The sequence below is a fragment of the Variovorax paradoxus B4 genome (genome assembly GCF_000463015.1).
In the GTDB taxonomy this organism is placed as follows: domain Bacteria; phylum Pseudomonadota; class Gammaproteobacteria; order Burkholderiales; family Burkholderiaceae_C; genus Variovorax; species Variovorax paradoxus_E.
The window spans coordinates 1,986,323-1,998,605 of record NC_022247.1 but is presented as its reverse complement, the minus strand read 5'-3'; the positions used below and the strand labels follow the sequence as shown (position 1 = coordinate 1,998,605).

The 12,283-nt window shown below is 65.5% G+C and carries 13 protein-coding genes; 4 read left to right on the top strand and 9 right to left on the bottom strand.

Annotated features, from left to right (window positions below; translation table 11 throughout):
* Positions 1–2 precede the first annotated feature (2 nt).
* The 6 genes from VAPA_RS09190 to pncB all read right to left on the bottom strand — a co-directional run bounded on the left by VAPA_RS09190 (position 3) and on the right by pncB (position 7,313).
* Complete coding sequence (locus VAPA_RS09190) at positions 3–1,010, bottom strand: hypothetical protein (RefSeq protein WP_021006495.1); 1,008 nt, start codon at positions 1,008–1,010, stop codon at positions 3–5.
* A gap of 76 nt (positions 1,011–1,086) precedes the next feature.
* A complete protein-coding gene (locus tag VAPA_RS09185) occupies positions 1,087–2,256 on the bottom strand; it encodes an MFS transporter (protein ID WP_021006494.1) in 1,170 nt (389 codons plus the stop codon).
* Positions 2,253–3,620: a DNA recombination protein RmuC gene (locus VAPA_RS09180; protein ID WP_021006493.1), complete on the bottom strand. Its 1,368-nt coding sequence runs from the start codon at positions 3,618–3,620 to the stop codon at positions 2,253–2,255. The genes VAPA_RS09185 and VAPA_RS09180 overlap by 4 nt, the downstream gene beginning before the upstream one ends.
* 33 nt (positions 3,621–3,653) lie before the next feature.
* Positions 3,654–4,640 (bottom strand): 2-hydroxyacid dehydrogenase, encoded by a 987-nt coding sequence (locus VAPA_RS09175; RefSeq protein ID WP_021006492.1) that lies wholly within the window; start codon positions 4,638–4,640, stop codon positions 3,654–3,656.
* 14 nt (positions 4,641–4,654) lie between these two features.
* Positions 4,655–6,067, bottom strand: coding sequence for a sodium:proton antiporter (locus VAPA_RS09170; protein WP_021006491.1), 1,413 nt, complete (start codon positions 6,065–6,067; stop codon positions 4,655–4,657).
* A 25-nt stretch (positions 6,068–6,092) separates the two neighbouring features.
* On the bottom strand, positions 6,093–7,313 hold the full coding sequence (gene pncB / locus VAPA_RS09165) for a nicotinate phosphoribosyltransferase (protein ID WP_021006490.1): 1,221 nt from the start codon (positions 7,311–7,313) through the stop codon (positions 6,093–6,095).
* A 175-nt stretch (positions 7,314–7,488) separates the two neighbouring features.
* Here pncB and VAPA_RS09160 point away from each other — a divergent pair, with 175 nt between their 5' ends.
* Both VAPA_RS09160 and VAPA_RS09155 read left to right on the top strand, forming a co-directional pair.
* Positions 7,489–7,722 (top strand): CsbD family protein, encoded by a 234-nt coding sequence (locus VAPA_RS09160; RefSeq protein ID WP_013540393.1) that lies wholly within the window; start codon positions 7,489–7,491, stop codon positions 7,720–7,722.
* A 37-nt stretch (positions 7,723–7,759) separates the two neighbouring features.
* A complete protein-coding gene (locus VAPA_RS09155; RefSeq protein ID WP_021006489.1) occupies positions 7,760–8,167 on the top strand; it encodes a hypothetical protein in 408 nt (135 codons plus the stop codon).
* 69 nt (positions 8,168–8,236) lie between these two features.
* On the opposite strand, the gene VAPA_RS09150 is transcribed toward VAPA_RS09155, so the two are convergent.
* Both VAPA_RS09150 and VAPA_RS09145 read right to left on the bottom strand, forming a co-directional pair.
* On the bottom strand, positions 8,237–8,680 hold the full coding sequence (locus VAPA_RS09150) for an acyl-CoA thioesterase (RefSeq protein ID WP_021006488.1): 444 nt from the start codon (positions 8,678–8,680) through the stop codon (positions 8,237–8,239).
* Positions 8,677–9,603 (bottom strand): histone deacetylase family protein, encoded by a 927-nt coding sequence (locus VAPA_RS09145; RefSeq protein ID WP_021006487.1) that lies wholly within the window; start codon positions 9,601–9,603, stop codon positions 8,677–8,679. Before VAPA_RS09145 ends, VAPA_RS09150 begins: the two co-directional genes overlap by 4 nt.
* A 189-nt stretch (positions 9,604–9,792) precedes the next feature.
* On the opposite strand from VAPA_RS09145, the gene VAPA_RS09140 reads away from it, so the two are divergent.
* Positions 9,793–10,344 (top strand): phasin family protein, encoded by a 552-nt coding sequence (locus VAPA_RS09140; protein ID WP_021006486.1) that lies wholly within the window; start codon positions 9,793–9,795, stop codon positions 10,342–10,344.
* A 226-nt stretch (positions 10,345–10,570) separates the two neighbouring features.
* Complete coding sequence (locus tag VAPA_RS09135) at positions 10,571–11,329, top strand: 3-hydroxyacyl-CoA dehydrogenase (protein WP_021006485.1); 759 nt, start codon at positions 10,571–10,573, stop codon at positions 11,327–11,329.
* On the opposite strand, the gene VAPA_RS09130 is transcribed toward VAPA_RS09135, so the two are convergent.
* Positions 11,277–12,218 (bottom strand): YihY/virulence factor BrkB family protein, encoded by a 942-nt coding sequence (locus VAPA_RS09130; protein WP_021006484.1) that lies wholly within the window; start codon positions 12,216–12,218, stop codon positions 11,277–11,279. The genes VAPA_RS09135 and VAPA_RS09130 overlap by 53 nt on opposite strands.
* Positions 12,219–12,283 lie beyond the last annotated feature (65 nt).

Below are 12,283 nucleotides of genomic sequence, written 5' to 3'. Positions count from 1 at the left end.
GCTCAGAATGCACAGCTGAGGTGGATCCAGCCAACGACCAACGTCAGGAAAACGGCGCCCATCGGCATCGCGAAGTGAATCCACATGCCGGCCGGGAGTTCGGCCTTTGGCCATGGCTGAGCGGTCCCGGGCTCGAGCTCACCGCCGAGCCAGTGACTGGCCCGGCGATGGTCGTAGCTTGTGAAACGCGTCTCCATGGAGTTGAATTTTCTCAAGCTCTTTTGCGATAGCGGCTGGAGAGCGAATTCCATGGCCTCGCTGATGGAAACAACCGGCACCCAAAGCAGCGCCAGCGCGAACGGCAGCACCAGGAGACAGAGTAGCGCGAGGTCCACGCGCCACAGACCACCGCAGCTGTTCGACGAGGCAAGGAACACCCCCATTCCGACGCAGCAAATCGCGAAGCCGAGCGCAAACCATCCCGCTGCCAGTGCGAAACCAGCCGTGCGCAGGGCAAGCGCCTCATTCAGCGAACGCGCCCTGGGAAGAGGACGCTCGACTGCGTAGATCGTGCAGCCGCCTTTTCGGGTGGTGCTGCAGTAAAGACCCCAGGCAGAGAACACGCCTCTGGCCATATAGCCGGCAGCCTTGACTTCATGGCCCTTCAAAGCCTGCACGTCTGGTGCCCAGTCCTTGCATGGATCGCGGGCTTGGTCGATCTTGCAGAAGAGGCTGGTGTCGCTCTCGTTGTCAAGACAGATTTCAAACATCTGCGCACGGTGAAATACCGTCTGGCATTTGGTGACGCTGCTTGCCGCGTCTTCGTATGTGCAGTGCTCCACGTGCTCGATCGCCTCGAAGACCTGGACGCTGGAAACCCTTCCCGAAGCGACGCGCCGGATGGTCCGGTGCGACACCCCTATTGCTCGCGCAATCGTCCTCAGGCCATAGGTCCAGCGAACCCAGGCTTGCCACGCCCATTCGATCAACAACGGGTAGTCCGAAACGAGGTCACCGGCAGGGATCGAAGATCGCGGCGGCGTATCGCGCACTTCGCCCGGATCTGCCACGCGGGGTCTTCTCTGTTTTTTTTCCCATGCGATGTCTTGCAGGCTGGCTATGCCTGCGCCACCTTGCCGTTCTTCCTCATTGCGAAACCTTCAGCCCCCAGGTCGCCCGCGCCCCCAGCGCAACCACACCGCCCACCACCCAGAAAACGCCCGCGATGCCGATCAGCGCGCCGATCGAGCCGAACAGCATCGGCATGGCCACGCTCGATGCATTGATGGTCATGAGCCGCAGGCCCAGCGCCTCGCCGTGCCGCGCGTGTGGCGTGATCTGGTGCAGCATGCTCATCACCATCGGCTGCACCGCGCCGAGCGCGAAGCCGAGGATCACGGAACACAGGCCCATGGTCCAGGCCGAGTCGAGCAGCGGGTAGACCGCGAACACCGCAGCCGTGACGAGGGTGGAGCTCAGGATCACGCTGCGCTCCGAAGCGCGCGATGCAACCAGGGGCAGCAGCACCCGGATGGCGGCCGCGGCAATGGCGAAGGCGCCGAGGATGGAGCCGATCACCGAAGCGCTGATGCCGCGGTCGTGCCCCAGCACCGGCAGCACGAAGGCATGCACATCCCAGCTCGACGACTGCAGCCAGTTCACGAACAGCAGGCGGCGGAACATCGGTTCGCGCAGCAGGTCCCAGGCCCGCGTGGGCACGGCCCCGGCGGCGGGTGCGGTGCGCGGCGGCTCGTGCGCGCCGCGCGCAAGCAGCCAGCAGACGATGGGAAAAGCCGCCATCACCGCGAAGCAAACCCGGAACGCCAGCATGTCCGCGGGAGCGCGCCCCGCGTGATCGATGAGCAGGCCGGCAACGAACGGGCCGACGAAATTGGCGACCGCGGGCGCAATTGCAAGCCAGCTGAACACGCGCTTGAGCTGCGTGGCGTTGGTCGCGGAACGGCCCACATGGCGCTGCAGCGCAATGACGGTCGCGCCCGTGGCGCCACCGGTCAGCAGCGCCGCGACGCACATCATCGGAAAGGTCGGAAAAACGAGTACGAGTCCCGCACCGGCCGAGGCCGCAATGACCGACAGCCACAGCGGCCGCTTGAATCCGTGCCGGTCGGCAAAGCGACCGGCCGGCAGCGCCAGGAACACCTGCGTGAGCGCGAACAGCGCAATCAGCACGCCGACGGCCGCTGCGCTGTATCCCAATTGCAGCGCCAGCAGCGGGGTTGCGAGCCGCATGCCGGCCATGGTGGCGTGCAGGCAGACCTGGGCGCCGATCACGCGCAGCAGTTCGGAGCCCTTCACGGGGTGTCGTCGCCCTCGCTGTCGGCCGTGGGAGGCAGCAGCACCTGCGACTGCGCTTCGGGCAGCGCCTCGACCTTGCGCAGCGCGAGGCGCATCTGCTTGGCGCGCGTGTCGGCCTTGTCGAGCGTGTCGGAGGCCTTGGCCACCTGCTCCTTGATGCGCGAAACCCATTCGCCGTAGCGCTCGAACTCGGTCTTGACCGCCCCCAGCACCTTCCAGACCTCTGAGGCCTGCTGCTCCAGCGCCAGCGTGCGAAAGCCCATGTGCAGGCTGTTGAGCATGGCAAGCAGGGTGGTCGGGCCGGCCAGCGTCACGCGGTGCTGGCGCTGGATGGCGTCCATCAGGCCCGGACGGCGCAGCACCTCGGCATAGAGGCTTTCGACCGGCAGGAAAAGAATGGCGAAGTCGGTGGTGTGCGGGGCCGCCAGATAGTTCTCGGCGATCGAACGGGCCTCGACGCGGATGCGCGCTTCGAGCGCCTTGGCGGCGAGTTCGGCGCCGGGTGCGTCGGCACGCTCGTGCGCATCGATCAGGCGCTCGTAGTCGTCGCGCGGAAACTTGGCGTCGATCGGCAGCCACACCGGAGCGCCGTCGTCGCCGCGGCCCGGGAAGCGGATCGCGAAGTCCACGCGCTGTCCGCTGCGCGGCTTGGTCTCGATCTGCTTGGCGTACTGCTCCGGGGTGAGCACCTGCTCGAGCAGCGCCTCGAGCTGCACCTCGCCGAACACGCCGCGCGTCTTCACGTTGGTCAGCACGCGCTGCAGGCTGCCGACGCCGACGGCCAGCGTCTGCATCTCGCCCAGGCCCTTGTGCACCTGCTCGAGCCGGTCGGCCACCTGCTTGAAGCTCTCGCCAAGGCGGGCTTCGAGCGTGCTCTGCAGCTTCTCGTCGACGGTCTTGCGCATCTCGTCGAGCTTGGCGGTGTTGCTCTGCTGGAGCTGCGCCAGCTGCGCCTCCATGGTCGCGCGCACTTCGGACAGGCGGCGGGCATTGGATTCGCTCAGGCCCTGCAGCTGGGTGTTGAGCGTGTCGGCCAGGGTCTTCTGCAACGAGGCGAGCTGCAGCGAGAAGGCATCGAGCTGGGCGTTCTGCGTGCGCGTGGCTTCGGCGCCCTGCTGCACCAATGCCTGCTGGAAGGTGGCGAAGGCTTGCGCGGTTTCCTGCCGCGCGCCGCGCGAGCTTTCGCCGATTTCGTGGCGCAGCTCGCGTTCGGTGCGTTCGTTGGCGGTGCCCATCGCGGACAGCACGGAGAGCAGTTCGCTGTGGTCGGGCGCTGGCTGGCGGCGTGCCAGCAGCCAGACCGCGAGCACCAGCTGGACCACCGCAAGGGCGGCCAGCAGAAGAAGAATCGGGGAAGCGTCCAAGGTGGCGATGAGGGTCCGTATTAGTCTGTCGATTTAGCTGGCGGCGGGCGGAACGGGCGTGACCGGCGTCAGCGCCCCCTTGCCGCCGAACCAGGCGATGAGGTTGTCGGCCGCGAGGTCGGCCATGGCGCGGCGCGTGGGCACGGTGGCGCTTGCGATGTGCGGCGTCAGCACCACGTTGGGCACGGTCAGCAGATCGGGGTGGACCTTGGGCTCGCCCTCGAACACGTCGAGCCCCGCCGCGGCGATGCGCTTCTCGCGCAGCGCGACGGCCAGCGCCGCGTCGTCGACGATGCCGCCGCGCGCGATGTTCACCAGCGTGGCGGTCGGCTTCATCAGCGCGATTTCGGCCGCGCCGATGGTGTGGTGCGAAGCTGGCGAGTACGGCACCACCAGCACGACGTGGTCTGCCGTCTTGAGCAGCTCTTCCTTGCTCACGTAGCTGGCCTTGCATTCGGCCTCCAGGGCCGCATCGAGCCGTGAGCGGTTGTGATAGACCACCTTCATGCCGAAGCCGTGCGCGCCGCGCTTGGCAATGCCCTGCCCGATGCGCCCCATGCCGATGATGCCGAGCGTCGAACCATGGATGTCGGAGCCCGCGAACATGTCGAAGCTCCACTTCTGCCACTTGCCCGCGCGCAGGAAGTGTTCGCTCTCGGTGATGCGGCGGGCCGTGGCCATCAGCAGCGCAAAGCCGAAGTCGGCCGTGGTCTCGGTGAGCACGTCGGGTGCGTTGGTACCGAGCACGCCGTGCGCGGCCATGGCATCGACGTCGAAGTTGTTGTAGCCCACGGCCATGTTGGCGCAGATCTTCAAGTCGGGGCAGGCGTCGAGCACCGCGGTGTCGATGCGCTCGCTGCCGGTGGTGAAGGCGCCCTGCTTGCCTTGCAGTTTGGCGATCAGCTGCTCCTTGCTCCAGCTCTCGTCGGCCTGGTTCGACTCGACCTCGAAATGCTGCGAGAGGCGTTCGATGGTTTCGGGAAAGATCGCGCGTGCGACCAGGATCTTGGGCTTGCTCATGATGATGTCTGCGCCTAGCGGAAGAAGATGAAGGTGATGAGGACGAACAGCGGTACCAGGATGCCCACCGACCACGCCATGTAGCCGAAGAAGCCCGGCATGCGCACGCCGCGGCTCTCGGCAATGGCCTTGACCATGAGGTTGGGTGCGTTGCCGATGTAGGTGTTGGCGCCCATGAACACGGCGCCGGCCGAGATGGCGGCCAGCGTGGTGGCGTAGGTGGTCATGAGCGCGGCCGCGTCGCCGCCCGCGGTGTTGAAGAACACCAGGTAGGTGGGTGCGTTGTCGAGAAACGAGCTCAGCAGGCCGGCGGCCCAGAAGTACATGGCCGGATCGGGCTGGCCGTCGACCCGCGTCACCGCCGACACCACCGCCCCGAAGGGGCCGTGGACGCCGGCTTTCAGCATTGCGATCACCGGGATGATGGTCAGGAAGATGCCCGCGAACAGCTTGGCCACCTCGATCATCGGGCCCCATTCGAACTGGTTGTCGGCGTGCACCTTGTCGGAAGTGATCCTGAGCGAGAGCAGCGTGATGGCGATGAGCCCGGCGTCGCGCGCGAGCCCCGGCAATCCGACGTGCGTGCCAAGCACCTCGAAGCCGGCGGACGATTTCCAGACGCCGGAAAGCAGCACGAAGAAGATGATCCCGCCCAGCAGCCAGAAGTTGGCGGTGCCGTCGAAGCCGATGCGCGGGGTGTCCGGCGTGGGGTCGAACGGCAGCACGCCTTCCTTGCGGTAGTGATGGCGGTCGATGGCATAGAACAGCGCAAGCAGCGTGCCGACGAGAAACAGCGTTTCGGGCAGGATGTTCCGCGCGGTCCAGAAGAAATCGACGCCCTTCAGGAAACCCAGGAACAGCGGCGGATCGCCGAGCGGGGTGAGCGAGCCGCCCGCGTTCGAGACGATGAAGATGAAGAACACCACCACGTGCGCCTTGCTCACTCGGTTGTCGTTGGCGCGGATCAGCGGGCGGATCAGCAGCATCGAAGCGCCCGTGGTTCCCATGAGGCTGGCCAGCACCGCGCCGATGGCAAGGATGGCCGTGTTGAGACCGGGGGCGCCATGCAGGTTGCCGCGAATGTGGATACCGCCCGCCACCGTGAACAGCGCAGTGAGCAGGATGATGAAGGGGATGTATTCCTCCACCAGGGCATGCACGAACTGGGCGCCCGCAAGCGGCACGCCGAAGATCGCGGCAAACGGAAGCAGGAACGCCAGCACCCAGGCCGCGGAAACCTTGCCGTAGTGGTGATGCCAGAACGCCGGCGCAAGCAGCGGCATCAGCGCAATCGACAGCAGGATGCCCGCGAACGGAACGCCCCACAGCGGGGACAGCTTGCTGCCGTCGAACTCGGCAGCCATGGCAAGCGCGGGGAACATCATCGGCAGCGCTGCGGCTGCCGCGAGGCGGACTGTTTTTTTCATGGAGCGGTACCGTACCAGACGCGCGTCAGGCCGGCGGCTGCTCGATCTCGAACACCTGGCGCAGGTAGGCCAGGTATTTTTCGTCCTCGCACATGTTCTTGGAAGGCGTGTCCGACAGCTTGGCCACCGGCTGGCCGTTGCAGTTGATCATCTTGATGACGATCTGCAGCGGTTCGTAGCCGAGGTCGTTGGTGAGGTTGGTCCCGATGCCGAACGCCAGCTGGCAGCGGCCGCGGAACTGCTGGTAGAGCTCGATGGTGCGCGGCACGGTGAGGCTGTCGCTGAAGATCAGCGTCTTGGTGCGCGGGTCGACCCGGTTGGCGGCGTAGTGCGCCAGCATGCGTTCGCCCCACTGGAACGGATCGCCGCTGTCATGGCGCGCGCCGTCGAACAGCTTGCAGAAGTAGAGGTCGAAATCGCGCAGGAAGGCGCTCATGCCATAGACATCGGACAGCGCAATGCCGAGGTCGCCGCGGTATTCGCGGGCCCAGCTCTCGAAGCCGAAGATTTGGCTGTCGCGCAGCCGCGGACCGAGCCCCTGGCAGGCCTGCAGGTATTCGTGCGCCATGGTGCCGAGCGGAATCAGGCCGAGCTTCATGGCATAGAGCACGTTGCTGGTGCCCGCGAGCTGGGGCAGCCGCGCGCCGGGCTCGGCCTGCGCCGGCGGCGAGGTGACGGCGCCGAGCCTTGCGTTCAGCGTGCGCAGCACCTCTTCATGCCAGTCCTTGGAAAAGCGGCGGCGCGTGCCGTAGTCGGCAATCTTCAGGTCGGACAGGCCGGCATCCTGCAGTTGCCCGATCTTGGTCTCCAGGCGCCGCCGGCCTTCCTCGAAGTCGGGCTTCTTCTGCGTGTTGCGGAAGTAGACCTCGTTCACGATGGCCAGCACGGGAATCTCGAACAGGATGGTGTGCAGCCACGGGCCCTTGATGCGGATCTCGAGCTCGCCCGAAGGCTGGGGCGTGATGGTGATGTACTTTTCGTTGAGCCGGAACAGGCCCAGGAAGTCGACGAAGTCGCTCTTGATGAAACGCATCGAGCGCAGGTAAGCCAGCTCGGCGTCCCGGAACTGCAGCGAGCAGAGGCTTCGCACCTCTTCGCGGATCTGCCCGGCGAACTGCGCCAAGTCGATGCCGGGGTTGCGGCACTTGAACCGGTACTCGACCCGGGCTCCCGGGAAGTGATGCAGGACGACCTGCATCATGGTGAACTTGTAGAGGTCGGTGTCGAGCAGGCTGTGAATGATCATGGTGCGGCGCGCGTTGTCCCAAGCTTTTCGGCGTGCGTCCGATTATCACGGGCGCCGTCGGCTTGTGCCTACGGCGCCAACACTGGGCGTCCTACCGCCAGGGTGAATAGCCCCCGCGACAGTTCGTGCACGGCAGCCAACGAGCCCGCCGAATCATTTTTTCAAGGAGATTCGCATGAACAAGGACACCATCGAAGGCAACTGGAAACAGCTCAAGGGCAAGGTCAAGGAGCAATGGGGCAAGTTGACCGACGATGACTTCGACGTCATTGCAGGCAAGCGCGACCAGCTGCTGGGCCGCATCCAGGAGCGCCACGGCATCAGCCGCGACGAGGCCGAAAAGCAGGTCAAGGAATGGGAATCGCGCGACGGCCGCACGCCGGACGCCCTCTGGTACGAAAAATACTGAGCCCCCCGATTTCTCTGAACCGCAAAGAAAGAAAACAATGAAAAAACATCTGCTCATGCTCGCTCTTGCCTCCACCTGCTTCATGGCCACCCAGGCCGGCGCAATGACCAAGGACGAGTACAAGGTCGAGAAGGAAAAGATCGAAGCCGACTACAAGGTCGCCAAGGCCCAGTGCGATTCGATGAAGGACAACGCGAAGGACGTCTGCCAGAAGGAAGCCAAGGGCAAGGAAGACGTGGCGAAGGCCGAACTCGAGCAGCAGTACAAGCCGAGCGACGCCCATGCCCGCAAGGTGGCCGAAGAGAAGGTCAAGGCGACGTACGAAGTCGCCAAGGAAAAGTGCGACGACCAGACCGGTGACGCCAAGGCCGCCTGCGTGAAGCAGGCCAAGGCCGACGAAGCCCAGGGCAAGGCCGACATCAAGGCCATGAAGAAGGCCATGTAGGACCGACGCGGCTCACGGGGCCGCACGGCAAAAGACAAAACGGCGCCTTCGGGCGCCGTTTTTTCTGGCTCAGGCTTTCAGCGAGTCGACCACGCGCTGCAGCGCCTCGGGCAATGGCACCGGCCGTTGCGTGGCCCGGTCCACATACACGTGCACGAAGTGGCCCTGGGCGGCCGCGGTTTCCGCGCCCTGCGCAAAGAGTGCAATCTCGTAGCGCACGCTCGACCGCCCGGCCTGGGCCACCCGGATGCCGGCCTCCACCGTCTGGGGAAAGGCGATCGGGGCGAAATAGTTGCATTGCGTCTCGACCACGAAGCCGATGGTCTGCCCCTGGTGGATGTCGAGCGCGCCGCGCTCGATCAGCAGCGCATTCACCGCCGTGTCGAACCAGCTGTAGTAGACGACGTTGTTGACATGGCCGTACATGTCGTTGTCCATCCAGCGCGTGGGGATGCTGCGAAACGCGCGATAGCTGCTTCGGGAATGCGGCGTGGGCTTGTGGGCGGAACTCATCGCGCGGCATTCTGCCATCGGCGCCAGTAGTCGAAGGCCACCTTGAAGGTGCCCAGCTGCACCTGCACCGTCTCGGCAATGTCGCTGGCGTAGCCTCCGGCCATCGCGAAAGCCAGCGGAACGCGGCGCTGCCAGGCCCAGTCGAACACCCGCCGGTCGCGCGCCTCCAGGCCGTCGAAGGTCAGCTTGAGCCGGCCGAGCCGGTCGCGCTCGAAGGGGTCGGCGCCCGCAAGGTAGATCACCAGGCCCGGCGAGAAACGCCGGTCCAGTTCGTCGAGCGCGTGCTCGAGCGCGGTGAGGTAGTCGGCATCGCCGCAGCCGTCGGGCAGCTCGACGTCGAGGTCGCTCGCCTCCTTGCGGAACGGAAAGTTCTTCTGCCCGTGCAGCGACAGCGTGAAGACGCTCGGGTCGCTGCGGAAGATGCTGGCCGTGCCGTTGCCCTGGTGCACGTCGACGTCGATCACCGCGACCTTGAGCTGCCGGCCGCCGCGGCCATGCTCCGCCTGCATCAGCCGCGCGGCCACCGCGGCGTCGTTGAAAACGCAGAATCCGCCGCCCTTGTCGGCATAGGCGTGGTGCGTGCCTCCCGCCATGTTGGCCGCCACGCCGCCGGCGAACGCCGCGCGGCAGGCCGCAATGGTCGCCCCGGTGGAACGGCGCGAGCGCTCGACCATGGCCTCGCTCCAGGGGAAGCCGATCTCCCGCATGGCCTGCGGGCTCACGCTGCCGTCGCTGATGGCGGCGATCCACTGTGGGGTGTGGGCCAGCGCCAGTTCGCCATCGGTGGCGCGCGGAGCCTGGTCCATGTCCACCGCCGGCAGGTGCTCGAGCAGGCGGTCGCGCAGCAAGGCATAGCGGGACATGGGGAAGCGGTGGCCCGGGGGCAAGGGCAGTACGAACTGGCCGGAATAGAACGCGCGCATGGCCCGTATTCTGGATGCCGATGCGAATTTAGAAAGTGTGTTCTAAATTGCTGCAAAGCAGCAAAACCCCCTTGATCGCAAAGCTGTGCTGCCTATACTTGAGACCATGCTGCGCCGCAACATAAAACATGGACGACGAGGCAGCGCAACGTGAACCGACCACCCTTCATCCTTACCGGAGATTCCCAAATGGCCCTGACCGCTGACCAAATCCTCGCCGCCCAAAAAGCAAACCTCGAAACCCTGTTCGGCCTGACCACCAAGGCCTTCGAAGGCGTCGAGAAGCTCGTCGAACTCAACGTGACCGCTTCCAAGGCGGCCCTGACCGAAGCACAGAGCACCGCCCAAGCCGCCCTGAACGTCAAGGACGCACAGGAACTGCTGACGCTGCAAGCCAGCCTGTTCCAGCCCCTGGCCGAAAAGACCGCTGCCTACAGCCGTCACCTCTATGACATCGCCCAGGGCACCGGCGCCGAGTTCACCAAGGCTTTCGAAGCCAAGGCTGCTGAAGCCCAGCAAACCTTTGTCGGCCTGGTCGACAGCGCTTCCAAGAATGCACCCGCCGGCTCGGAAACCGCCGTTGCCGTGCTGAAGAGCGCCGTGGCTGCCGCCAACAACGCTTTCGAATCGGTCCAGAAGGCCGTCAAGCAGGCGTCGGACGTTGCCGAAGCCAACTTCAACGCCGTGTCGACGCAAGCCGTCGCCGCCGCGAAGACCGCGACCACCTCGCGCAAGCGCTAAGCCGCCGACCACTACCAGTTGTCTCCTTGGGTCCTCACGGATCCAATTCAGGGCCTCATCTTCGGATGAGGCCTTTTTTTTCGAGCACTTTTGCTCGCCCCCAGGCTGCGCGCACTTCGCGTCGCTTCTCCCTCCCCCTACCGGGGGCAACACCAGAGGCCCGGCAGAGCCGGTTCCTCGGTGTTTCTGGCTTGGATAATGCGGGTCTTATTTCAGGAGACTTGTAATGCAGATCGACGGCAAGGTTTTTATCGTGACCGGTGGCGCCTCGGGCCTCGGCGAAGGCGCGGCGCGCATGCTGGCTGCGAACGGCGGCAAGGTGGTGATCGCCGACATGCAGGCCGACAAGGGTGAAGCCGTCGCCAAGGACATCGACGGCGTGTTCGTCAAATGCGACGTGAGCCAGGAGGCCGACGGCCAGGCAGCGGTTGCCGCGGCGCAAAAGCTCGGCAAGCTGGTGGGCCTAGTCAACTGCGCCGGCATCGCGCCGGCCGAGAAGACCGTGGGCAAGAACGGCCCGCACGCGCTGGCGGTGTTCAGCAAGACCGTCACGGTCAACCTGATCGGCAGCTTCAACATGATCCGCCTCGCGGCCGATGCCATGAGCAGGAACGAGCCCGAAGCCACGGGCGAGCGCGGCGTGCTGATTTCGACCGCATCCGTCGCGGCCTACGACGGCCAGATCGGCCAGGCCGCCTACAGCGCCTCCAAGGGCGGCGTGGTCGGCATGACCTTGCCCATCGCACGCGACCTGGCGCGCAACGGCATCCGCAACATGACCATCGCCCCCGGCATCTTCGGCACGCCCATGCTCTTCGGCATGCCGCAGGAGGTGCAGGACGCACTGGCCGCCAGCGTGCCCTTCCCCTCCCGCCTGGGCACGCCCGAGGACTACGCCAAGCTCGCGAAGCACATCATCGAGAACGACATGCTCAACGGGGAGGTGATTCGTCTCGACGGAGCGATTCGACTTCCGCCCCGGTGATCGGCGGCACCGCCGTGCTGCCGGTGCGGTCCAGCCGCTCGTACTGGGCGATCACCTGGGCGCCCAGCAGCACGAGCGTGGCGGCGATCTCCAGGCTCAGCAGCACCACGATCGCCGTGGTGAGCGAGCCGTAGACCACGTTGACCTGCGACAGCGTCGAGAAGTACCAGATCAGCACGCGCCGCGTGGCCTCCCACAGCAGCGCGGCCGTCACGCCGCCGAGCAGCGCGTGGCGCAGCGACATCCGGCCGGCCGGCATCACCAGGTAGAGCGAGGTCAGCATGAAGATCTCGCCGCCCAGCCCCAGCAGGTAGAGCAGCAGGCCCGAAATACCCGACAGCGACCAGCTGCGACCCAGCAGGTCGACGCTTTCCTGCCCGACCAGCTGCAGCGCGCCCGACACCAGGGTGACCAGCAGCAGCCCCACACACAGGCACAGGATGTAGAGATAGGGCATGACCGCGGAGACCAGGAAATGGCGCCGGTGGTCCACCTTGCGGTGATGGAAAATCACCGCCATGGCGCTCTCGAGCACGCTGAAGGCCAGCGAGCTGAAGAAAATCATGGTCACGAGCAGCACCGGGCCCATCACGTCGCGATGGTCGAGAAAATTCGACAGCTCCGTCACGATGGCCTTCGACTGCCCCGGCAGCAGCCATTCGAGATACCGGCCGATGGTGCGCAGCAGTTCGGCCTGCTCGATCAGGTGAGACAGCGCGATCACGCTCACGATCAAGAGCGGCACGATGGAAAGCAGGGCGTAATAGGCCACGGCTCCCGCGAGCAGCAGCCCCTGGTTGGCGCGGAAAGCCTTGAGCGCATCCCAGACGAATCGGAGGGGATGGCGCAACAGCGGCGCGGCATGGTGCAATGGGTTGGGCGTCGTCATCCATGGATTCCAATTGCGGCCAGTATGGCGTCCGAGCACGGGCGTTCGAACGCTTGCGTATGATT